We start from the raw sequence: 23,273 nt of genomic DNA, 5'->3' as shown, positions 1-23,273 counted from the left end.
CGGCAACCTTGGTGGGCTGGCTGGCGCGCAGGGCTCTTGATCGGAGCCGGGATGGCCAACACTGCCCAGTACCTCAGCAATGATTCCGGGACGACGAGCTCTGCGCAAATGCACCGTGCCTTTTCAGCGGCGACAGCAGGTTCGACGCGGCTATGGCGGACGAGCACGCACGGGTCATCGCGTGGGTTCGCAGCATGCGTGACCAGGGACCGAGCAAGAAAGTGTTGCGGGTGATAGTTACCTCCTCATAGGAGGGCTCCTAAGCACGACACCAACTTTCCGACTCTTAGCCACCCTGTGAGCCGACGCTATTTCCGACCGTCGAAAGCCACGGACAGGCCCAGGGCAGTTGCTGCCTCGACGATCGCCTCGGTCAGCTCTTCGTCGGATGCGACCAGATAAGGGGCGGCTTGCCGTGCTGCGTTTAATGTCGCCGTGACCGAGATGGTGTCACCACGATCCTCCCTATTGAGGACTGCGGCGATTGCCTGCTCTACTACCGGACTGACCCTCTGCACCTTACTCATCCAACCCTCCCCATAGCTGCCCATAGTGATGGTACTCTATCCATGGTTGTGTTCCAATTCGATGTACGAAAACGTACACACTCGATCGGCTGAACCGCTACGGCCAGACATCTCTAATTTCGACGGCATTTGGGATCGACCAAGCCTGGCTAGCGGCCTCGACCGGTTTCTCAGATGGCTAGCGCTGCAGAGCCATGTCAAATTGCCAGGTACGTACGCGAGCCGGTCCAGGAGCTCGGCTCGGCCCACGGGCGCCCCTGCGTTGGGCGAAGATGTCGCCTAGAAATAGCCGAGGATGGATTTTACCTCGAGATACTCCAACATGCCCTCGATCCCATATTCACGTCCGTTTCCGGACCGCTTGAAACCGCCAAACGGGGCGTGCGGATCCCAGGCCGGGTAGTTGAGATGTACCTGGCCGGAGCGGATCCGCGAGGCCACGTCCCTGACGGCGTCCACATCCTGGCCCTGCACATGAGCCCCCAGACCGTAGACCGTGTCGTTGGCGATGGTGACGGCTTCCTCGATTGTGTCGTAAGGGATGATGCAGAGAACTGGCCCGAAGACCTCGTCCTGGGCAATGCGCATGGTCGTGCGCACGTCGGAAAAGATGGTCGGCCTCACATAGAACCCGACGTTCAGATCGTGCGCACGGCCCGGTCCACCGGTGAGGAGCCTGGCGCCCTCAGAAATGCCGACGCCGATCATGGTTTGGATGCGGTCGAATTGGGCACGGTTTGCGATTGCACCATGAGTAGTGGCTTCGCAAAGAGGATCGCCAATGACAATCTGGGCTGCGGCCCTTTTGGCGATTGCCTCGATCTCGGAGAGCCGCGGGCGTGGCACGATCATGCGCGTCGGGGCGCTGCATGACTGGCCGAGATTGCGGAAGGCGGCGGATACGCCCAGAGAAACGGCGCGATCGAGATCTGCGTCCGGCAGGATCACGTTGGGCGACTTGCCGCCCAGCTCCTGCGCGACGCGCTTGACAGTCGTCGCTGCCGCCTGGGCCACCGCAATGCCCGCGCGGGTGGACCCGGTAATGGAGATCATGTCGACATCCGGATGGGAGGCGAGACCCATACCCACGCCTGGACCATCACCTTGCACGAGGTTGAAAACCCCGGCAGGGAAGCCGGCTTCCTCGATTGCCTCGGCGAATAGCAGGGCGTCCAAGGGAGAAAGCTCACTCGGCTTCAGCACGATCGTGCAGCCTGCAGCGAGCGCCGGCGAAACCTTGGCGGTGATCTGGTAAAGTGGCCAGTTCCACGGAGTGATCAGGGCGCAGACACCGATCGGTTCGTGGGTGACGGCGGTTTGCCCCCGTTGCTTGACGAAGCAAAAGTCTGTCAGCACATCGCGAGCGACCTTAACATGCGTGATCGCCAGCGGCACCTGGGCGCTGCGCGCATAGCCGATCGCCGCGCCCATTTCGAGGCTCAGGCATTGAGCCAGCAGTTCGCCGCGCGCCTCGAGCAGCGCTTGCAGGCGACCGAGCAGACCCGCGCGGTCTTCTGGCGTGGTCCGACTCCAGGTGGCGAATGCCCGGCGGGCCGCTGCAACGGCCGCGTCAACGTCCTTGCCATTTCCAAGCGGAAACTGGCTCACAACCTCTTCTGTGGCGGGATTGACGACGACGCCCGTCGCGGTGCCGCTCGGCTCAACCCATTGACCGTCGATGAAGAACTTCTCCAGGTGGCCGTTGCGGGCCAGGTGTTCGAGAGGCGTCATCACCCTACAAGGTCCTTCATGCGGTAATAGGCGCCAACAATCGGCAGGAACCAGGGGCGCCCGAAATAACCGGGGATCGCTGGCCAGTCGAAATCCTTCCAGGGATTGAGCTCGGGGCGCCCGTCCATGACGTCGGCCATGATGGTGCCCATCAACGTCGACATCTGGGTCCCGTGTCCGCTATAGCCCATCGAGTAATAGATGCCATCGCGCTCTCCGGCGCGCGGCAGACGATCGCGGGTCATATCGACCATGCCGCCCCAGCAGTAGTCGATGCGGGTGCCGGCCAGTTCCGGAAAGACCTCGACCATCGCCGCCTTGAGTATCCGGCCGCTTTTTTCGTCGGATTGAGGGTTGGACACGGCAAAGCGCGCCCTCCCGCCGAACAGAAGGCGATTGTCCGGCGTGAGCCGCCAGTAGACAACGAGATTGCGCGTGTCGACGACATTGCGACGGGTCGGCATGAGGCGCTCGAGTTGCGAAGGCGACAGCGGCTCGGTCACGATCAGAAATGCGCCGACCGGGATCATGCGCCGGCGGATCCAGCCGAGCGGGCCAACCTGGGAAATGCCGCTTGCCAACAGGACCTGCCGCGCGACGATCTTGCCCTTTGGCGTCGTTACCTCATGCCCGCCTGAAACCTTTCGCATCGCAGTGACGGGCGAGCGTTCATGGACCTCTGCGCCACGCCGGGCAGCGGCGGTCGCGAGGCCCCGGACGAACCGGCCGACATGCATGGCCGCGCTCTTGGGAAAGAGCAGCCCGCCATGGTAGCGGTTGGTGCTGACTTCGGTTCGCAGGTCCTCGCGCGCGATCATCCTGGTGTCGGGATCGACATTGGCAGCCAGTAGTTCCTGGCTGCGCGCCAGCATGTCGTAGTGCTCGGGCTTGGCGGCAAGCTTGAGCTTACCGACGCGGGAGAAGCTGCAGTCGATCTTCTCTTCCTGCACCAACCGCTCGACCATATCGACGCCGGCGTCGAAAGCCTTATAGAGCGCATTTGCGGCAGGCTTGCCGTGCTTGCCAGCCATGATTGCATAGTTCTGGGCAAAGCCGTTGTTGCACATGCCGCCATTGCGGCCGGACGCGGCATTGCCGATCGTTTCGGCCTCCAACAGGGCAACCCGGGCGCCCTTTTTGGCAAGGGCCAGCGCGGCGGAGGAGCCGGTCAAGCCGCCGCCCACAATGGCCACGTCGTAGTGGCCTTCGAGCGGTTTGGACGACCCTTCATTGAACGGCTGAGACGTATCCAGCCAGTAAGAGGTAAACTTCATTTTCTTGACCACCGGTGTTGATTTGAGTGGGGCGACATCCGAGCCTAGTCGCGCGCCTACCAGCCGCGCATCCGCTCCCAACGTGCTTCAATCTTGGGCTGGCCCCGTTGACGACGCTGTAGAAATCATGCTGGGCGGCCGTCGCACACGCATGGTTGGGCAGAATCCGGACCCGAGTCCCGAGCGGCAGCTCGGGCATGGACTTTCCAGAACCGGCACGAATGGCGAGGATACCGTGTTCCTGGCTGGCCTGGGCCACGATCACATCTTCAAGCACCCGCCCCTTTTCGTCGCAGACCACGCCGTAACCCTGGTCGATCTGCTGGTTTGCGGTTCCCCGGTCGCGCGAAAGCGCCATCCATCCAGCGTCGACCAGCACCCATCCCTTTTCCGGCTTGGACCCGATCACCGTGGCCAATACGGAAATCGCGATGTCGTCGAGTTCGCACACCCCAACGCCGTGCTGGACCAGGTCGAAGAACATGTAGACCCCGGCGCGCAGCTCCGTGACCCCCTCAAGATTGCTGGCGAAATGCGCTGTCGGCGTCGAGCCGACGCTGACGATCGGGCAGGCATGGCCATGGGCGCGCAGGATTTCAGCGGCGCGCACCGTGGCTGAACGCTCGTTCTCGCCTGCCTTGACCAGCGCATCGGGCGTGTTCAAGCCATAGGATTCGCCTGCATGGGCGAGAACGCCGACGAGTTTGGCACTGGCCGCGACGACACTGCCGGCCACGTCGAGCAACTTCGGGTCGTCCGGCCTCAAGCCACCGCGATGGTCATCGCAGTCCAGTTCGATGAAAACAGATGGGGTCACACCGGTGGCTTCGCGGACGCTGGCTAGGGCATCGGCCTGCTCGACCGAATCGAGCAACAGCTTCACACCAGCGCCGGTGCGGCGACAAAGCTCCATGGCCCGCTTGGCCGAGGCCGGCGAGATGCCGACCGCATAGGTCATGTCTCGAAAGCCATGGCCCGCGAAATACTCCGCCTCGGCGATGGTCGAGACCGTGATCGGTCCGGGTTCGCGGTGAAGCGGGTATCGGGCGACATCGATGCTCTTGGCCGTCTTCATATGCGGGCGCAGCACCACGCCAAGCTTCCTGGCGCGCTCAGCCAAGCGCTGAATGTTGCGTCCGAGCCGCCCACGGTCGAGAAGCAGCGCCGGCGTGACCAAGGCGTCGATCGTCCTAGCCGTCTCGCTCACTGCCAGGTTTGCGGCCACCTTGTTCATAATCTCGTTTCCTAAGTGAACGACTGGTTTGCCAACGCATACATATGGGCTGGCCCCTCGGCGACGGGTCGTTGTCCTTTGACCATGGCGGTCGCAGTGCCGGACCGCTGCAGGCCAAGGCTCGCAAGCCAGTCGCCCAATCCATCCTCGGCATAGACGTCGATGCGAACGAATTGATTGTGAAGCTTCGAAAGCTGGGCCAGGATCAGAAGCCGCGCGTCGTGGTCGCTCTCGGCTGCACAAGGGCCGACGACATAGCCGCGGCCAAACCTCCTCGCGACAGCGTAGCCTGCAATCCGTCCCCTACGCTCGATGACCAATGCGTTGCCCACATCGGCGAGCGCAGCCACCATCGCCAGCCGGGGCATGCCTGTGGCCCGTTCGTCGAAGGCCTGGATCGCCGCTAGGTCAGAGGCTGTCGCTTGACGGACGTCGTCGCGGGTACTCCGCGTCACGGTGACAGCCAGCGAGCCCTGGTGCTGAAGCACCGTGCCCCAGGCAGTGAAGCCGCGTCGCTTGTAGAGCGCCAGCCCCTCTTCGGTTGAGTTGAGCAGCAGGTTGCGACCGAGTGTCGCCTCAAGCAATCCATCAAAGAGCCGGGCGCCGTTGCCACCGCCTTGCGCGGAGCCAGTAACTATGATCATCCCGACCGAGGCATAGGACTGTCCGTAATTCCAGGACATGGCCGTGCCAATCACCTGTCCTGCCCGCTCAAGGACCAGGCCATTGCCGACCATCAGGGCAAATTCCCAATCCTCCTGACGGTAGGGCCAGGCCATCTCCTGCGACAGCTTCAGTGCGCCCGGCAAATGGCGGGTTTCCAATTCCATCAGCTCGATCGGGGCGCTGACGATATCTCTGTCATGCTCAAAGGCCATAAGGTGCAACGCTGTCAGTTGATCCAGAGTCGGATTGACGTCGGATCTTAGGGTCGCGCCCGGCGGACAGATTTCGCTGCTGTTTTGCCCCTTCAAATCAGCGGTATTATTCGTTTTATGCAGTTCCTCGGCATGCCAAATCGTGCAAATCGGGCGAGGAATACCTGGCACCTTGAATCGCAGCTTCGTGGTTGCCCGATCGGCGATGCCCAGGAGGAATTTTGGATGATCTACATCAGCGAAGAGGAGTCAGCCGCCCTCGTCACACATGAACTTGCTTTCGAGGCGGCGCGCGAGGCTCTCGTGGCGGCAGCATCGCGGCAGAGCTGGGTCTTTCCGGCTGTTCTCGGGCGCACACAGGAGGTGACCAATACCTTCTCAATCAAATCCGGTTCGTCGGGCGAGCTGACCGGCGTGAAAATTGGCTCCTTCTGGTCGGGCAACCCGGCACGTGGCCTTCCCCGCCACAACTCGACCATCGTGCTGCTCGATCAGCATACAGGTCGGCTCGGTGCCGTAGTCGAGGCCGGGAAGGTCAACGCCTACAGGACGGCCGCCGCCGACGCGGTTGCGGCCGATCTTCTTGCGCGCAAGCAAGCCAAGGTGCTGGCGATCTTCGGGGCCGGCAACCAGGCGAGCTTCGAAGTGATGGCGCTGGCACGCATCCGCCCAATCGAAACAGTGCTGGTCGTGGCCCGGCCTTCGCCGCGGCGCGACGCTTTTGTCGATCAGATCGGCGAAAGGGGACTGAAGGCGCGCGCTGCCTTGCCGGAAGAAGCCGTGCGCACGGCCGACATCGTGGTGACGGCGACACCCGCACGCGAACCGCTGTTCGATGCCGCTTGGGTGGGACCCGGAACCCATATCGTCAGCATCGGGTCGGATGCTCCGGGCAAACGCGAATTGCCGAGCGAATTGTTTCGCAAGGCACGTCTGTTTTGTGATCTGCTTTCCCAGTCCGTCCAGATCGGCGAGTTCCAACACGTGCGCGACGAAATCGACGCCGGCGTGCTTGCGGTAACACCAATCGGCGACGTTATTGAAAGGCGTGCGCTCGGACGCCACTTCGACAATGAGATCACGGTCTTCGACAGTTCCGGCATCTCCCTGCAGGACCTCTACATGGCCGACGCGCTGATCCGCGCAAAGGCGTCCCACCGCTGATCAGTTTTCGCACCGAGTCCCCAGTCCCGACAGATTTTTCGACACGGCAACAAGGTGGCCGCGCGCGATCCTGCAGTCGTATCAGCGGCGGGCGCGCCAAAGGGGTGCCCGCATGAACCACGGATCGCCCGATGTCGGCGACTAGCGTCTGGCGCGCCAGAAGGCGAGACGGTCCTGCAACCGATAGCCCTGGATAATCGCCGGCATGAACCACGGATTGCCACGATAGAGCGGGACGGCCGAAGGCGGTCGAAAGTCGAACGCAGTGCGCGACTGCTCGCCATGCCCCATCAACTTGTGGGCCGCACGCATGCCAATCCATGGCGCCCAGACCACGCCCGAACCGCAGAAGCCAGTTGCATAGACCACGCCGTCCTTCTCGAAGATGCGGGGCAGCATGTCTCGGTTCATCGCCACATTGCCGAACCAGCAATGCGAAAGGCGCACGTTCTCCAACTCCGGGAAAAGGTTCACCAGGCCCTTGCGAAGGAGAAGTTTCGGCGCCGCCGGATCGCCGAAGCGGGAACTGTCACGGCCCCCCAGCAGGATACGTTTTCCGTCGGGCGAGGGACGATAATAGAAACCGAGTTGCCGGTCCTCGGTGACCGTCATCAGCTTCGGCATCAGTTGCGTCATGACATCGGGCGCAAGTTCCTCGGTGACGATGATCCGGCTGCGGACCGGAACCAGGCGGCGGCGCAGGAAGGGAGCAGCGCCGTCGGTATAGCCGTTGGTACAGACCAGAACCTGCCGTGCGTCCACCGTCCCCGCCGAAGTCGCGACGCGGAACCCCGAACCGTTCCTCTCGATCGACTTGACCACTGTATGCGAATGGACCGTCAACCCGGATGCGAGCGCCACCCGAAGGAGCTCAGCATGGAATTTTGCGGGGTGCAGCCCGCCAATGTCCATCCGAACGGTTCCGCCGCGGTAGAAGTCGGTGCCGATATAACTTCGCTGCTCGGCATGCGGAACCGCGTAGGACTCGATCCCCAGTTTCTTCGCCAGCGTCTCGGCGCCGCGCGCCATCTTCTCATACTGTTCATATCCGAAAGCGCCCTTGAATTGGCCAACCAGTCGGAAGTCGCAGTCGAGCCCTTCGGTCTTGATGAAGTCGTAGAGGAATTCGCGTGCGACCTTTCCCTCGGCCTCGATCGCCATGGCTTTCTCTTCCCCGAAGCGCCGGGTGATCGTAGCATAGTCGGGTCGGATGCTCGCGCTCGTAATCCCGCCGTTGCGGGTGGAAGCACCCTCGCCCGGATTCATTGCGTCAAAAGCTGCGACCGAGCGTCCTTCGCGCACCAGCACAAGCCCGGCCGAAAGACCGGCATAACCGGCGCCGACGATTGCCACGTCAAGCTTCTTTGCGAGGGGCTGCCGCGGCAGCGGCATGACGGGCGCTGCTTCCCACCAGTAGGGTGTGTTCTTGTCGGCGATATGAGGCTCTTGCACGGGGCTGACTTCTCGCTGGGGTGATCTACGGTCGGTGAAACTTCAGATGTGGTCGTCTCGGACGTCGAGCGCATCACGCAGCCCGTCACCGATGAAGTTGAAACTGGTTACCGCGATCGTGATTGCAGCTCCGGGAATGATTGCCAGCCAGGGTGCGCTGCCCAGATATTGCTGGGCGCCGTTGAGCATGTTGCCCCAGCTGGGCAGTGGCGGCTGGATCCCGTAGCCGAGGAAACTGATGTAGGCTTCCATGAGAATGGCGCGCGCGACCGTCAAGGTGGAAGCAACGATAATCGGCCCCATGGCGTTGGGCAGTATCTCGCGGAACATGATGTGGGTGCCACTCAATCCCACCATTCGCCCGGCCAGGACGAACTCGCGTTCTCGTAACGAGCGGACTTCCGCTTCGACTATGCGGGCAACCTCCATCCAACTGGTGAGGGCGATAATGACGGTGATCATCACAGGACTGGGCTTCAGTGCGGCAGCCAGCGCCAGCAGCAGAAAGATCGATGGGAATGACAGGAAACCATCGACCGTGCGCATCAGCATGGCCCCGACCCAGCCGCCGCGATAGCCGGCAATTACGCCGACCAGCGTGCCGATGAGCGTCGACAAAACCATGGCAAAGAAACCCACCAGCAGCGAGATTCGTCCCGCCATCAAAAGCCTTGCCGCCACGTCGCGGCCAAGCGGATCGGTACCTAGAAAGTGGTAGCCCGTCAGCGGAGGGGCAAAGCGGGCCCGCAGATCGATGTACAGTGAGTCATAAGGCAGGAGATGGGGGCCGAGGACGCAAGCAAGGCTCAGGAAGATGATCATCGCCAACCCAAGCAGCGCCAAGCGATGCCGCATGAAACGAAGTGCCGCACGGTTGTTTCTCCATCGGCTTGGAGCTGCATTTGCGGTGAGAGCGGTCATATCGGCTGTCTCCTGTCGGGGAAGTTGCGCGCTCAAGCCAGGCGAATGCGCGGATCGACAATAGCGACGACAATGTCGGCGATCAGGTTTCCAAGCAGAACGAGGATGGCGGAGAACATCAGTAGCCCCATCACAACCGGATAGTCGCTGTAACCAAGGCTATCGAGGAACAACCGTCCCATTCCTGGCCAGGTAAAGACGGTTTCGGTCACGAGTGCGCCGGTGAGGACGCTGGGAAGCTGCATCCCAGCCAAGGTAATCATCGGCAAAAGTGCGTTGCCGACGACATGCTTCATCAGAATCCGGCGTTCACTCAAGCCTTTGGCCCGGGCCGTCTTGACGAAATCCTGGCTAATGGCGTCGAGAGTCGCCGTCCGCATGTAGCGGCTCCAGATCGCGACATGGACCAGCGACAGCACGATACTTGGCAGGATCAGATGGTGGAGATAGCCCAGGATCGAGGCATCGCCGATCTCGGACATATTGCCCGCGGGCAGCCAGCCCAGCTTCAGGGAAAAGACGTAGATGCCGACGAGTCCGAACCAGAAGGTGGGGACCGACAACGCGACCATGGCGCCGACAGTTGCAAGATAGTCGAACAGCGAGTAGCGGCGCGTGGCGCCGCGGATTCCGATCCAGGCGCCAATGGAGATTGCAATCACGGTTGAGGAACCCATCAGCAGCAGCGTGGCAAAGAGATGGCTGCCGATGACCTCCAAGACCGGCGCTCCGTCGCGGAAGGAGTGACCCCAGTCGCCCCGCACCAGCCGCCATGCCCAGTCCAGATATTGGATCCATATAGGGCGATCGAGGCCCAGCAGCCCCTTGAGACGCTCGATATCCTGCTGGGTCATTCCGGGATCAAGCCCGAATTGGGCTAGCGGGCCGCCGGGAAGGAGATTCAGAATGCCGAAGCCGATGATCGAAACGATCACAAGCAGCACCAGGCTCTGCAAGAGGCGATTGAGCAGGAAGCCGCGCATTCGAGTCCCTCCATTGTGGGTTGATGATTTTAGTCTGTTGCCGCCGCCGCGGCGGAATCGGGCTGGGCGGCGGCAACTGCGTCTAGGCCTTCCACTTCCAGGCCGCGGCATTCCACGACGCGGTGCGGGTGTTGGCGTTGGGCTCGAAGCCGTCCAGCCCCTTCTTGCGCCCGAGGACGATTGTGTACGCGAACAGCGGCAGGAAGGGCAGATCGTGGCGCACGACTTCCTGCACACGATTATAGATCGCGCGCCGTTCTTCCGGATCGAAGCTGCGAGCACCCTTTTCGAGCAGGGCATCGACCTCAGGATTGGAATATTGCCCGGTGTTCGAACCGTGTCCGCCTTGAGCGGCGATTGCCTTCGTATGGAGCCGGTTTGTGGCGTCGGGGTCGGCGGCAATCAGATAGGTGACGCCCACCATGGCGGTGTCGAATTGCGATTTCAGCCAGAACTCGCCCCACATGACTGCAGCCGGCAAATTCGAGATGGTCATCTCGACGCCTATCTCGGCAAACGTCTGCTGCAGGAACTGCTGCGTCTGCTCGCGCAGGTTGTTGCCGGAAGTTGTCGAGTTGGAGAAGGACAGTCGCACCCCATCCTTGGCGCGGATTCCATCCGGTCCCGGCACCCACCCGGCCTCATCGAGGATTTGGCGCGCCCGGTCCAGATTGAACTCCTGAACCGGCAGGTTCGGGTCATAGTAGTAGGACTCCTTCGGCATGAAGGTCTCGGTGAGGGTACCCACGCCGTAATAGATCGTGTCGACAATCGCCTTCCTGTCCAACGCGGCGTAGAGCGCCTGGCGCACTGCCAGGTCCTTGAACTGCGGGCGGCCCAAATTGAGGTAGATCGACTCCAGGGATGCCCCTGTCTCCAGTGTCACCACGCGGTCCGGTAGTTCGCGGGCTTCAGTATAATGGTCGGCGGTGATGAACGACTGATCGACCAGGTCCACGTCGCCGCTCTTGAACTGAGTGTAGAGCACGGTCATGTCGGGGATGTATTTGAAGATGAGCTGCTCGACATAGGGACCTTCGCCGGCGTACTCAGGATTTGCGACGAGCTCGATATGATCGCCCGCAACACGCTGGCCCCATTTGAATGCTCCGGTGCCGACCGGCGCCTGATTGAACGCGGCTGTGTTCGGATCGGCTTCTTTCCCCAGAATGTGCTTCGGCACGATGAAGGTTTCGGCCAAGAACGAAAGATAGGGCGCGAAGGCCTCCTTCATCCGCCATGTGATCTCGGTGGGCGAAACCACTGTGATGTCCTGCACGAGCGAATGGCCGCTCGTGCGCCAAGCCCGAAACTTCGGGTTCGTGATGAGCTCAAGGGTGAATTTCACGTCTTCGGCCGTGAAGGGCTCACCGTCGTGCCAGCGGGCATTGTCACGCAACCGGACGCGCCAGTTGAGACCGTCCTCCGAAATGCCGCCGTTCTTTTGGCTTGGCACCTCGGCCGCGAGGTTTGGATGTAGGCCGCCTTGGGGATCCATGCGGACCAGCGCGTCGAAAACCGAGAAATGGATCGCGTCATCGACCTCGATATGCGCCATCAGCGGATTGAACACGGTCGGCTCTTGGGAGAGGCCGACGACGACGCGCCCGGCCGGCCCTGCAGGAGGGGTCTTGGCGAAGGCGGGCTTGCCCAACAGATTGGGCGCGATGAGGCCTGCAGCCCCACCTATCGCCATCAGTCGCAGCGCTTCGCGCCTCGAGTAGTTGGACGTAATCGATGAATTTTTGGTCATGGTAGTTCCTCTCTTGTTATTTCTTATGCGTTTGCTGCTACTGGACCGGCATTGCCCGGCCGCTCTCCTGGAATCGCCGCTACCAGTTGGCGCGTGTAGGCTGCTTGCGGGTTCAGGAATATTTGTGAGGGCGGTCCGCGCTCGACGATCCGGCCCGTCTGCATCACTGCGATTTCGTCGCAGATCTGGCTGGCGACGCGCAGGTCGTGCGTGATGAAGACCATCGACACGCCCGTCTCGCGCTGGATCTTGTCCAGAAGCTGCAGGATCTGCGCCTGGATCGACACGTCGAGTGCGGAGACCGCCTCGTCGGCAATCAACAGCTTCGGCTTGAACATCAGCGCACGAGCGATGCCGATGCGCTGGCGTTGCCCACCCGAGAACTCGTGCGGGTAGCGGCCAAAAGCGCCGGCATCGAGACCGACATGGGCCAGAAGCGCACGCGCTTCATCGCGCGCTTGGACATAAGGCATCCCGTGCGCCAGCGGGCCTACCGTCATGATGTGACCGACCGTCGAGCGTGGGTTCAGAGAAGCGAAGGGATCCTGGAAGATCATCTGGATCCGCGGTCGAAGCGGGCGGAACTTCGCTTCGGAAAGCTTGGCTATGTCACAGCCCTCAAACAAGATCCCGCCGCCGTCACTGTCCAGCAGCTTGATCAGCAGCCGGCCCAGCGACGATTTCCCCGAACCGCTCTCGCCTACGACCCCAAGCGTGCGGCCGGGCGCCAGTTCGAACGAAACCTCGTTGACCGCTGTCACAGTCCGTTGCGCGCCGAACAGCGCGCTGCCACCGCGATAGGTCTTCACCAGACCCTCAACCTTCAGGATCGGCTCCTTGCTGGCAGCGTCCGGACGGGGGCGATCTTCGCCGGTCAAATGCGGTACGGCTGCAATCAGGCGCTGGGTATAAGGGTGCTTGGGCGACTTCAACACCTGCTCGGCGCTGCCTTGTTCGACGACATGACCCTTTTCCATCACCACGACGCTGTCGGCGATCTCGGCCACCACGCCGAAATCATGGGTGATGAACATCACGCTCATGCCCTTGCGCCGCTGAATGTCACGGATCAGTTGCAGGATCTGAGCCTGGGTGGTGACGTCGAGCGCGGTGGTCGGCTCATCCGCAATCAGCACCGTCGGCTCGAGCGCCAAGGCCATGGCGATCATGACGCGCTGCCGCTGCCCGCCCGAAAGCCGGAACGGGTACTGATAATACATGAGTTCGGGATCTGGCAGGCCTACTTCAGTGAGCAGTTCGATTGCGCGGTTGCGACAGGTTTGTGGCGTGCCGAAGCCGTGCGCGGCCATGACCTCGTCAATCTGCGCGCCCACCGTCATCAGGGGATTGAGCGCCGAGAGCGGGTCCTGAAAGATCATCGACACGACCCGTCCACGCAGGTTGCGCAGCTTGTCTGGCGACATGCCAACGATGTTCATCCCTTCCAGCTGGATGACACCCGATGAGAGGCGGATCACCTTCGGCAGAAGCCCCATGATCGCGTTCGCCGTCACCGACTTACCCGATCCGGACTCGCCTATGATGCAAAGGATCTGGCCGCGTTTCAGATCGAAGGAAATGTCCTTGACAGCATGGGTCCGTTCCATGCCTTGCGGCAAATTCACTGTGAGGTCGCGCACCGAAAGCGCCACATCGTGGGGGGCTACAGCCTGGATGCTTGCGATCATCGAGATCACCTCCCCTTTCAACCGAGCGCGTCCACCCTGTTGCGGACCGCATCATCGCCCTTTGAGCAGAAGCGCCTCACCCTAGCGGCCGTAGTCCCGCCTTCTCGACGCTTCGCGCGCTGAGGCTGCGAGAGACGGGTTCTGCTCATCCTAGCGGCTCCCTTATGAAATCCGATCCGTGTACCGGACTCTGTTCCCTTTTTCTTGGAGAACTCTCCGAAGGAGCAAGCCTTGCCTGTCGAATGTCCTCTGGAGCCTGCCTGCCAAAAGGAAGGGTTGCTCCGTTCTTGCAGCCAGTCTGACTGTTCTGTTTCCGCAGAGTCTTCGAAACTTGGCCCTCGCGCGGCAGGAACTTCTGAAAAGAACATCCAGTTCGGCATTTCACTCTGTTCCCGTTTCGGCGCGGAAACCGGGATCAGGCAACCATATCCTTTATTCGGCAATACGTGGCCATGAGGGATAGGACCAAAGATTTCCGGTGTACATCGACACCATTTGCGGGCCATGGCGCCCAAACGGATTGGTGACCGTGCGGCCCATCGCAATGTCGGCCAAGGCGCTGCCGATCAAGGTCGACGACTGCGCCGTATGCCGCCCATGCCGCAGATGACGCGACTGCATGAAATGTACTCCAGCTTGCCCACGCAGCGAGCTCTTAGCGCAATAATTGCCTGTCCTGGGGGCTGCTAAACGCAGGAAATTCCGTCCAGGCACAAACTCCGCAGTCTGCCTCTGCGGGCGGCAGGTTAGGATGGTTCAAATTACCGGAGTCCCATCCATGCCCGCGCCGCTCATGCACATCGACTGCAGCCCTTCCCTCCCTCGCGAGGCGGACGTCGTCGTCATCGGCGGCGGGGTGGTGGGCGTGTTCAGCGCTTACTATCTGGCGCGCCGCGGCCTCAAGGTCGCCCTGGTCGAGAAGGGGCGTATCGCGGCCGAGCAGTCCAGCCGCAACTGGGGTTGGTGCCGCCAGCAGAACCGCGATGCGCGTGAGCTGCCGATGGCGACCAAGAGCCTCGACCTCTGGGAGAAGGTAGCACAGGAGACCGGCCAAGACACCGGCTTTCGCCGCTGCGGGCTCCTCTATCTCTCACAAGACGAAAATGAGCTGGCAGGCTGGGCGAAGTGGCGCGATTTTGCGAGAACGGTCGGCGTCACCACGCACATGCTGAGCGCGGAAGAAGCCACCGAACGGGGCAGAGCGACGCGCCGCAAATGGAAAGGTGGCGTGTTCTCGCCAACCGACGGAACGGCGGACCCTTCCAAGGCAGTGCCGGTTGCAGCGCGCGGCATCATGGCGGCGGGAGGCACCGTACATCAGCACTGCGCGGCGCGCGGGCTGGAATTGAGCGCCGGCCGGGTGAGCGCTGTCGTGACCGAAGCGGGTAGCATCCGGACAAAGACCGTGGTCATGGCCGGGGGCGCGTGGGCGTCTTCCTTCTGCAACCAGCTCGGTGTGCGTTTTCCGCAAGCTGCCGTGCGTCAGTCCATTCTGGCCGTGGCGCCAGGCGCAAACGGTCTGCCAGATGCCCTGCATACCGCTCGCATCTCTCTGACGCGGCGCAGCAACGGTGGATACACGCTGGCGATCAGCGGGCGGGCGCGTGTCGATCCAACGCCGCAACAGTTCAGGTTCAGCCGCGAGTTTGTACCTATGTTCGCCCGCCGCTGGCGCAATCTCGCCCCGGGCGCCTTCGAGGGCTGGCGTCAGGGCCACGAAAGCCTGCGCAAATGGACCCTCGACGACATCACGCCAATGGAACGGAACCGGATTCTCGACCCGAAGCCCGACATGGGGCAGATTCGGCTGACATATCGGAGAGCCTGCGAATTGATCCCCGAACTCCAACGGGTGGCGATCTCCGATGTGTGGGCGGGTTATATCGACAGTACACCCGACGGCATTCCCGCAGTCGGCGAAGTGGAGGGGATTCCGGGCTTCATCCTGGCGGCGGGATTCAGCGGTCACGGCTTCGGGATTGGCCCCGGTGCGGGGCATATGATCGCCGACATCATCGCAGGCAGCGAGCCTATTGTCGATCCGCGTCCTTATAGGCCCGAGCGTCTGAAGACCGCTGCGTGGGGCAAGGTCGCTGAATTCTGAGAAGACCGTCTTGCCAAGGTACAATCGGTCGCACACGAGATTGAGGCACGATGCGGCCAGCACCAAAAACAGGGAACTGACGATGCGCGAATATGAGATTGCCGCCATTCCTGCCGACGGGATCGGGCCAGAGGTCATTGCCGCAGGTCTCCAGGCGCTTGAGGCGCTGCAGCAACGCTGCGGCGACTTCAAGCTGCGCGTCCAGCACTTCGACTGGGGCTCGGATTACTACAAGGCCCATGGTCGGATGATGCCCGAAGATGGCGTGGCGCAACTGAAGCGCTTCGACGCCATCTTCTTTGGCGCGGTAGGCGCTCCCGACTTGCCCGACAATATCACGCTCTGGGGCCTCCGGCTGCCGATTTGCCAAGGCTTTGATCAATACGCGAACGTGCGGCCAACAAGAATATTGCCCGGGATTGTTTCGCCTCTGGCGGGTGTTGGCCCTGGCGATCTGGATTGGGTGATCGTGCGGGAGAATTCCGAGGGCGAGTATTCGGGCCACGGCGGCCGCGCCCATCGCGGCCTCCCCGAGGAGGTCGGAACCGAGGTCGCGATCTTCACGCGCGTCGGCGTCACCCGCATCATGCGCTATGCATTCCGGCTGGCGCAGTCACGGCCGCGAAAGCTCCTGACCGTGGTTACGAAATCCAACGCTCAGCGTCACGGGATGGTAATGTGGGACGAAATCGCAGCCGAGGTGGCGCAAGAGTTCCCTGACGTCGCGTGGGACAAGATGCTAGTCGATGCTATGACAGTGCGTATGACGTCGAAACCTCGGAGCCTCGATACGATCGTCGCCACCAATCTTCACGCCGACATATTGTCGGACCTTGCAGGCGCGCTCGCGGGCAGTCTCGGCGTTGCACCGACCGCCAACATTGATCCCGAGCGTCGCTATCCCTCGATGTTCGAGCCAATTCACGGCTCGGCATTCGACATCGCCGGCAAGGGTATTGCCAACCCGGTCGCCACCTTCTGGACCGCTGCCCAGATGCTCGAACATCTGGGCGAGAGCGCAGCGGCCGTGCGGTTGATGAGCGCTGTGGAAACGGTGACGAGTGAAGGCGTGCTGACGCCGGACGTGGGAGGGACAGCGACCACGCAGGAAGTGACGGACGCCGTCTGCCGAGCGATCCGCGGTTCGAACATGTGACAGGTTTCCAATGAAGCTCGACAAGATCGACATCAAGATCTTATCCCAACTGCAAAAGAACGGGCGAGTCACGAATGTCGAGCTTGCCGACCTTGTCAACCTTTCGCCGAGCCCTTGCCTGATGCGGGTGAAGAAGCTTCAGGCGGAAGGCTTCATCACCGGCTATTCCGCCCAGATCGATGTGTCCAAGCTCGGACAGACTCTAACGATCTTCACCGAAGTCACGCTCAAGCACCATCAACAGAACGACTTCGCGAGATTTCTCACCGCAATTCAGAAAGTCGATTCGGTCATCGAATGCCATCTGGTTTCAGGCGGTTACGACTATCTTGTGAAGTTCGTCACAGCGGGCATCAGCGAGTACCAGACGATAATGGAGCGCATGATCGAATTGGATATCGGAATCGACAAATATTTCAGCTTCGTCGTGCTGAAGTCACCGATCGTGAAATCCCATTTGCCTCTCGACATCATTTTCGACAAATGAGAATGCAGCTCCGCAGTCTCGGATCTGGAGAGCCGCGCGCCAGCGCTCCTTCTTGCTGTTTTCGCTGCGCTTGTGCAACGGCAAGAGATTCCACATACCGGCAACTTGCTTTGCACTTGGCAGACGGCGGCATCACCTGAGGATTGCTTCGGGGCGCCAGGCGTCTACCGCATTGACTCAGGTCGGTTCGGTGATGGCAATGATCACCCCTTCATCGCTGCCCGCACATCCTTATCTTCGAGGGTTTGGTCCAGCGTCATCCGCGTGCGTTCGAGGATTCCATCAATATCGTCGTCGGTGCAGCAGAGCGGCGGCGCAAAGCCGAGGATGCCGCTGTTGAAGGCACGGATGACAAGACCGTTTGCCCACGCGCGCTCGAAGATGCGGCGCCCCGGATCGGCCACCGCCGGCAGCGGTGTCTTGCGTGCCTTGTCGGTGACCAACTCGATTGCTGCCAGCATGCCGCGACCGCGAATGTCGCCAACCAGCGGGTGGTCGGCGAGCGAGCGAAGGCCTTCCATCAACCGCTTCCCCACCTTCCGCCCATTCTCGAGCAGGCCATCTTCATAGAGACGCAGACATTCGAGCCCGACCGCCGCGCTCACGGGATGGGCCGAATAGGTATAGCCATGGCCGACAGCCGCTTTGCCGGCTCCGTCCGCGATCGTATTGTACACATGGTCCGACATGAAGACGGCGCCCATCGGCACGTAGCCCGAGGTCAGTCCCTTCGCCGTGGTCATGAAATCCGGCACGACCTCGTCTTCCTCACAGGCGAAGAGAGGGCCTGTGCGGCCAAAGGCAGTGATAACTTCGTCGGCAATGAACAGAATGTCGTGTTCCTTGCACACGGCGTGCAGAGCCTTCAGCCAACCTGTCGGTGGAACGAGGACACCGCCCGAACCCTGGATGGGTTCGGCGTAGAAGGCAGCAACGCGGCCCGCGCCGAGTTCTGCAATTTTGGCCCGCAGGGCCGCGACCGATGCGCCGATGATCGCCTGCGGATCGGAACCGACTGGATTGCGATAGGCGTAGTGCGAGGGAATCTTGTGCTGCCAGTCGTAAGGCACGCCGAAACCCGCGTGAAAAGCCGGGATCGCGGTCAGACCTGACCCTGCCGTCGAGGATCCATGGTAGCCGTGCTCCACGGAGATGAACTGGTCCTTTTGCGGCGTACCCTTGGCATGGTAGTAATAGCGAATGAAGCGGATCGTACTGTCGACTGCGTCGGAGCCGCCAAGCGTGAAATAGACATGGTTCAAATCGCCGGGCGCCAGCTCGGCAAGCTTGGCAGCAAGGCGAATGGCAGGCTCGGATCCCAACCCGAAATATCCCGTCGCATAGGGAAGCTCTCTTAGCTGCTTTGTCGCTGCTTCAATGACGCTTTCCTGGCCATATCCGATATTTACACACCATAGACCGGCGAATCCGTCCAGCAGGGTTTTCCCGCTTGCATCGGTCACGGTTGCGCCTTTGGCGGATTTGAGCACCCGCACGCCCGTCTCCTCGTGGCTCCGATAGCATGAAAACGGGTGAACCAGATGTGCGCGATCGAGTTCGATCAGTGAGTTTGCCAGCATTTGCTTCCTCCGATTCAGCGTAGTGCCTGACTTACGAGAGCGTAAGTCCGGTGTGGTGCGGTTTCGTCCTTCAGCTCGTTTTCCAGCGTGATCTGCTGCGCGGTCACGGTTCATTTCGGGCCTGAATTCGCCTAGGCCGAAGATAGCCCGCCGCGGACAGCAGTTCCTCCCGACCAGAACCTGAGCGATGGGCGTTTTGACTTTCCTTTGTCGCCGGCGCCGCATCTTATGCCGACGCGCGGCTGAAGGATCGCGCTCCGCCGAAGCTCGAAACGAACTCAGGCGCAACTCTCTGCCAAAGCTCTCACGCAATACAAAACAATCTGCTTCAGGGCGCATCGAATGCGGCGACTAGTCTTCTGCGGTCCTCATTATGATCCTTGCTGTTAAAGGCACGCGGTGCCGACAGGATTGGAAGGATCGACGCCCATGACCCAGTTCAGACCGAAATACATCACCTTCGACTGCTATGGTACGCTGACCAACTTCGACATGGCCGGTGCGGCGAGACGCGTATACGGCGCGCAGCTCTCCCCGGCTGGGATGGCGCAGTTCATCAAGGATTTCTCGGCCTATCGCCTCGACGAGGTTCTTGGCGCCTGGAAGCCGTACAGCGAGGTCGTGCACAATTCCGTGGAACGGACCTGCAAGCGCAACGGCGTCGCATTCCGGCCCGAAGATGCCCAACGCATCTATGCGGAAGTGCCGACATGGGGTCCGCACCCGGATGTCCCGGCGGGCCTGGCCAAGGTCGCCAAGGAGATTCCGCTGGTGATCCTGTCGAACTCCATGAAGAGCCTGATCATGTCGAATGTGGAGAAACTCGGCGCACCCTTTCACATGGTCATCACGGCCGAGGAGACCGGCGCCTACAAGCCCCAGATGAAGGGCTTCGAATATATGCTCGAGAAGCTAGGCTGCGGCCCGGAGGACATCACACATGTGTCGTCTTCATTCCGCTACGATCTCATGACCGCCTATGATCTTGGCATCAAGAGCAAGGTCTGGGTGAACCGCGGCCATGAACCTGCGAACCCCTTCTACGAATATACCGAAATCAAGGATATCGGCGGTTTGGCCGGCGCCGTCGGGCTGGAGCCTGTTCGGGAATTCGCCTAACTTTGTTTGCTGGCGCAGTCGCACCAGGCTGAGGCACTCCCAGACGTTAATAATCACTGGTCGCGATAGAGAAAGGGGCGGTTTTCACCGCCCCTTTCTTGTGGTTCCAACGCTTTAGGGCTGCAAGTGTTTCCACCGGCGTGCAAGATAACTAGTTAAGCCCGCCAACATGAAGCGCCTTGACCTCGAGATATTCCTCGATGCCGAGCTGCGATCCTTCGCGCCCCACTCCCGATTGCTTGACACCGCCGAAAGGCGCAACCTCGGTAGAGATCATGCCTGTGTTGAGCCCGACTATACCGAACTCCAGCGCCTCGGCAACACGCCATGAGCGCTTGAGGTTGTCGGTGTAGAAGTAGGCGGCAAGGCCGAACGGCGTACCGTTCGCAATGGCGATGGCCTCTTCCTCCGTCTCGAAGCGAAAAAGCGGCGCCACTGGACCGAACGTCTCTTCCGATGCCAGGAGCATCCCCGCAGTAGCTTCTCCCAGCACGACGGGCCGTGCATATTGCTTACCCTCCGGCATAGTCTCGCTTTGGGCGATGATCTGCGCACCTTTCGCCTGAGCATCGGCGATGTGACGCTCGATCTTGTCGATCGCGGCTGCGTTGATCATCGGGCCGATCTCAGTGCCCTCATCGGTCCCTGCGCCAACCTTCATCCGCGTGACGCGCCGGCTCAGCTTTTCGGCGAAAGCGTCGTAAACGCCTTCCTGCACAAGAATCCGGTTCGCGCAGACGCAGGTTTGACCGCCATTGCGGAACTTGGATGCGATCACCCCTTCAACTGCCTTATCCAGATCGGCGTCGTCAAAGACGATAAAGGGTGCGTTCCCGCCAAGCTCCAGGCTCAGCCGCTTGATGCTATCGGACGCGCCACGCATGAGCAGCGCACCGACGCGGGTCGAACCGGTGAACGAGATCTTGCGCACCGTCTGATTGGCCATCAGTTCGTTGCCGATTTCGACGGGCATGCCGGTCACGATGTTGATCACGCCTGCAGGGATACCTGCCCGTTCCGCCAGAACGAGGAGCGCCAGCGCCGAGAATGGCGTAAATTCCGACGGCTTGATGACTACCGTACAACCTGCGGCCAGCGCCGGTGCTACTTTGCGTGCGATCATCGCGTTGGGGAAATTCCACGGCGTGATGATGGCGCAGACGCCGACGGGTTCTTTCAGCACCAGAATGCGGCGATCGGCCGTGGGTGAGGGAATGGTCGAGCCACCGATCCGGCGCGCTTCTTCGGCGAACCATTTCACAAAAGATGCGCCATAGCGGATTTCTGCCAACGCCTCGGCAAGCGGCTTGCCCTGTTCCAGCGTCAGCAGGAGCGCGAGATCCTGTTCGTGCTGGCGGATGAGGTCGTGCCAGCGTTCCAGAAATCCTGCACGCTCGGCATGCGTCCTTTTCTTCCAGCCTTTGAATGCCTCGGCCGCGGCATCGATTGCCGCCCTCGTCTCGTTCTCCCCCATGGCGGGAACGGTGCCGAGAACACTTTGGCTGGCAGGGTCAATGACATCGACCGCGCCCTTCGTTTCCGCATCCCGCCAGACACCGCCAATCAGCGCCTGCTGGCGAAAAAGGTCGGAGTCGTTGAACATACCAATCTTCGTCATCGCATTCATGGTCTTTCCTCTGCCCTTTCAGCTTAATCCTGCCAGCACGGCCTGCGTGATTGCTTCAGTCCTGTCCTTGCCTGCGATCGTGCCAATCCCCCGCACGGTTGCGGACTCGATTGCCGACATCACTTCCGCCGCAGCGTGCCCCTCGCCCAGATGCTCGAGCATCATGGCACCGGACCAGATCGCGGCGATCGGATTGGCGACGCCGAGATGCGCGATGTCGGGCGCCGAACCATGGACCGGCTCGAACATGGAAGGCACGCTGCGATCGGGATTGATATTGGCGGAGGCGGCGTAACCCAGCCCTCCCTGAATGGCCGCTCCAATATCGGTGAGGATGTCGCCGAAAAGGTTCGATGCGACGATTACGTCGAGGCTTTCCGGCGCCAGGACCATACGGGCGGCAATGGCGTCGATGTGGTAGTGCGAGACCTCCACATCGGCATAGTCTTTCGCCACCTCGCGCGTGACCTCATCCCAGAAAACCATGGAGTGCTTCTGCGCGTTGGATTTGGTGACAGATGCGAGCTTCTTGCGACGCGCCCGCGCCTGTTCGAAACCGAAACGGATGATCCGTTCGACACCCGTACGCGTGAAGATCGCAGTCTCAACCGCGACCTCATCGGCCGTGCCGGAATGAACGCGCCCACCGGCGCCGGAATATTCGCCTTCCGTATTCTCACGGATGCACAGGATATCGAAACCATCGGAGCGGAGGGGCCCCTGAACGCCCGGCAACAGCCGGTGCGGTCGTATGTTGGCGTACTGCGTGAAGCCTTTCCGGATCGGCAGGAGCAGTCCGTGAAGCGATACTGAGTCGGGCACTTCCGCGGACCAGCCCACAGCGCCGAGATAGATCGCATCGAATTTTCGGAGTGTATCGATGCCGTCTGACGGCATCATTGCACCGGTCTCCAGGTAGTAGGCGCACGACCACGGGAATCTTATGTCATCAAGGACGAAACCGCCCTGCTTAGCCGCCACTTGCAGCACCTGCCATGCCGCCTGCGTCACGTCCTTGCCGATGCCGTCGCCGGGGATCAGCGCTATCTTGTAGGTCTTCATGGATGGAGGTCCTCATTCGCACTGGCGTCGCCCGAACAGTAGTCGACCGCCCGCCGCATTTTCCGTCGAGGTTTATGCCTCCGACGGCGTCGAATCGCGTCAGGCGGAACCTGAAAAGCCGATTGTTCTGGAACCGCCGCGCGCTATTCGGCCGGACCTTGAGCACTGAACTCAGTCATAAACGCAGACGTAGATCTTGCGTACGGTCTCGATCGTGCGCCAGACGCCGACGAAACCGGGTTTCATCACGAAACTGTCGCCGGCGCGGTAGGTCTTGGTCTCACCGCCCTTCTCCTCGATTTCTACGAGACCCGAGACGATGTGGCAGAACTCGTAGATAGTGCCCTTGATCGAATGCGTCTCGCCGGGCGTCGCCTCCCAGACGCCGGTCAGAACCTTCTCACCTTTCGAGGCATCCTGCGCCCAAGTCTTGAAGGATGGATTGCCGGAAATGAGCCGCTCCGGAGCCGGTAATGCCTCCTTCGGCGCAAAGTCTGGAACTGTGTCGATCGTGATCAGAAGTGACATGTGAT

General features: G+C 61.2%; 19 protein-coding genes and 1 pseudogene. 5 read left to right on the top strand and 15 right to left on the bottom strand.

Translation table 11 applies throughout. From position 1 onward, the window contains the following. Positions 1-308 precede the first annotated feature (308 nt). The 5 genes and pseudogenes from NKH42_RS25850 to NKH42_RS25830 all read right to left on the bottom strand — a co-directional run bounded on the left by NKH42_RS25850 (position 309) and on the right by NKH42_RS25830 (position 5,815). Entirely contained in the window at positions 309-527 is a 219-nt protein-coding gene (locus NKH42_RS25850; RefSeq protein WP_352507733.1) for a hypothetical protein, read from the bottom strand. A gap of 279 nt (positions 528-806) precedes the next feature. Then, positions 807-2,261, bottom strand: a complete 1,455-nt coding sequence (locus NKH42_RS25845) for an aldehyde dehydrogenase family protein (RefSeq protein WP_352507732.1) — start codon at positions 2,259-2,261, stop codon at positions 807-809. Then, on the bottom strand, positions 2,258-3,532 hold the full coding sequence (locus NKH42_RS25840) for an NAD(P)/FAD-dependent oxidoreductase (protein WP_352507731.1): 1,275 nt from the start codon (positions 3,530-3,532) through the stop codon (positions 2,258-2,260). The genes NKH42_RS25845 and NKH42_RS25840 overlap by 4 nt, the downstream gene beginning before the upstream one ends. Positions 3,533-3,588: 56 nt before the next feature. Continuing rightward, positions 3,589-4,766, bottom strand: a pseudogene (locus tag NKH42_RS25835) (alanine racemase). 11 nt (positions 4,767-4,777) lie between these two features. After that, the gene (locus NKH42_RS25830; protein ID WP_352755619.1) at positions 4,778-5,815 is read right to left on the bottom strand and encodes a GNAT family N-acetyltransferase; all 1,038 of its coding nucleotides are present in this window, start codon (positions 5,813-5,815) and stop codon (positions 4,778-4,780) included. A 54-nt stretch (positions 5,816-5,869) separates the two neighbouring features. Between NKH42_RS25830 and NKH42_RS25825 the strand changes: the two genes are divergently transcribed. After that, the gene (locus tag NKH42_RS25825; RefSeq protein ID WP_352752778.1) at positions 5,870-6,808 is read left to right on the top strand and encodes an ornithine cyclodeaminase family protein; all 939 of its coding nucleotides are present in this window, start codon (positions 5,870-5,872) and stop codon (positions 6,806-6,808) included. A gap of 141 nt (positions 6,809-6,949) precedes the next feature. Here NKH42_RS25825 and NKH42_RS25820 read toward each other — a convergent pair whose 3' ends face one another. The 6 genes from NKH42_RS25820 to NKH42_RS25795 form a co-directional block, all read right to left on the bottom strand. After that, positions 6,950-8,200 (bottom strand): NAD(P)/FAD-dependent oxidoreductase, encoded by a 1,251-nt coding sequence (locus NKH42_RS25820; RefSeq protein ID WP_502896186.1) that lies wholly within the window; start codon positions 8,198-8,200, stop codon positions 6,950-6,952. 102 nt (positions 8,201-8,302) lie between these two features. After that, positions 8,303-9,181, bottom strand: a complete 879-nt coding sequence (locus NKH42_RS25815; RefSeq protein WP_352752782.1) for an ABC transporter permease — start codon at positions 9,179-9,181, stop codon at positions 8,303-8,305. Positions 9,182-9,213: 32 nt separating this feature from the next. Continuing rightward, a complete protein-coding gene (locus NKH42_RS25810; protein ID WP_352507726.1) occupies positions 9,214-10,164 on the bottom strand; it encodes an ABC transporter permease in 951 nt (316 codons plus the stop codon). Positions 10,165-10,246: 82 nt separating this feature from the next. Then, positions 10,247-11,917, bottom strand: a complete 1,671-nt coding sequence (locus tag NKH42_RS25805; RefSeq protein WP_352752784.1) for a peptide ABC transporter substrate-binding protein — start codon at positions 11,915-11,917, stop codon at positions 10,247-10,249. 23 nt (positions 11,918-11,940) lie between these two features. Further along, entirely contained in the window at positions 11,941-13,605 is a 1,665-nt protein-coding gene (locus tag NKH42_RS25800; RefSeq protein ID WP_352752786.1) for an ABC transporter ATP-binding protein, read from the bottom strand. A 432-nt stretch (positions 13,606-14,037) separates the two neighbouring features. Beyond that, a complete protein-coding gene (locus NKH42_RS25795; protein WP_352507723.1) occupies positions 14,038-14,226 on the bottom strand; it encodes a hypothetical protein in 189 nt (62 codons plus the stop codon). 157 nt (positions 14,227-14,383) lie between these two features. Between NKH42_RS25795 and NKH42_RS25790 the strand changes: the two genes are divergently transcribed. The 3 genes from NKH42_RS25790 to NKH42_RS25780 all read left to right on the top strand — a co-directional run bounded on the left by NKH42_RS25790 (position 14,384) and on the right by NKH42_RS25780 (position 17,352). Next, positions 14,384-15,709 (top strand): NAD(P)/FAD-dependent oxidoreductase, encoded by a 1,326-nt coding sequence (locus tag NKH42_RS25790; RefSeq protein WP_352507722.1) that lies wholly within the window; start codon positions 14,384-14,386, stop codon positions 15,707-15,709. Positions 15,710-15,791: 82 nt separating this feature from the next. Further along, complete coding sequence (locus NKH42_RS25785; RefSeq protein ID WP_352752788.1) at positions 15,792-16,865, top strand: tartrate dehydrogenase; 1,074 nt, start codon at positions 15,792-15,794, stop codon at positions 16,863-16,865. A 10-nt stretch (positions 16,866-16,875) separates the two neighbouring features. Then, positions 16,876-17,352: an Lrp/AsnC family transcriptional regulator gene (locus NKH42_RS25780; RefSeq protein ID WP_023718597.1), complete on the top strand. Its 477-nt coding sequence runs from the start codon at positions 16,876-16,878 to the stop codon at positions 17,350-17,352. A 203-nt stretch (positions 17,353-17,555) separates the two neighbouring features. Here the strand turns inward: NKH42_RS25780 and NKH42_RS25775 are convergent, their stop codons facing one another. Next, positions 17,556-18,932 (bottom strand): aspartate aminotransferase family protein, encoded by a 1,377-nt coding sequence (locus tag NKH42_RS25775; RefSeq protein WP_352752833.1) that lies wholly within the window; start codon positions 18,930-18,932, stop codon positions 17,556-17,558. Between the two features lie 429 nt (positions 18,933-19,361). Between NKH42_RS25775 and NKH42_RS25770 the strand changes: the two genes are divergently transcribed. Continuing rightward, positions 19,362-20,051: a haloacid dehalogenase type II gene (locus tag NKH42_RS25770; RefSeq protein WP_352752789.1), complete on the top strand. Its 690-nt coding sequence runs from the start codon at positions 19,362-19,364 to the stop codon at positions 20,049-20,051. Positions 20,052-20,202: 151 nt separating this feature from the next. Here NKH42_RS25770 and NKH42_RS25765 read toward each other — a convergent pair whose 3' ends face one another. From NKH42_RS25765 to NKH42_RS25755, 3 genes are all read right to left on the bottom strand, one after another. After that, entirely contained in the window at positions 20,203-21,678 is a 1,476-nt protein-coding gene (locus tag NKH42_RS25765; protein WP_352752791.1) for an NAD-dependent succinate-semialdehyde dehydrogenase, read from the bottom strand. Positions 21,679-21,696: 18 nt separating this feature from the next. Then, on the bottom strand, positions 21,697-22,740 hold the full coding sequence (locus NKH42_RS25760; protein ID WP_352752792.1) for a tartrate dehydrogenase: 1,044 nt from the start codon (positions 22,738-22,740) through the stop codon (positions 21,697-21,699). Between the two features lie 171 nt (positions 22,741-22,911). Beyond that, entirely contained in the window at positions 22,912-23,268 is a 357-nt protein-coding gene (locus NKH42_RS25755; RefSeq protein ID WP_023678793.1) for a cupin domain-containing protein, read from the bottom strand. Positions 23,269-23,273 lie beyond the last annotated feature (5 nt).

Source organism: Mesorhizobium sp. M1142, from assembly GCF_040318565.1.
Classification (GTDB): domain Bacteria; phylum Pseudomonadota; class Alphaproteobacteria; order Rhizobiales; family Rhizobiaceae; genus Mesorhizobium.
The sequence above is the reverse complement of the archived record's forward strand: the minus strand, read 5'-3'. Positions and strand labels throughout refer to the sequence as shown.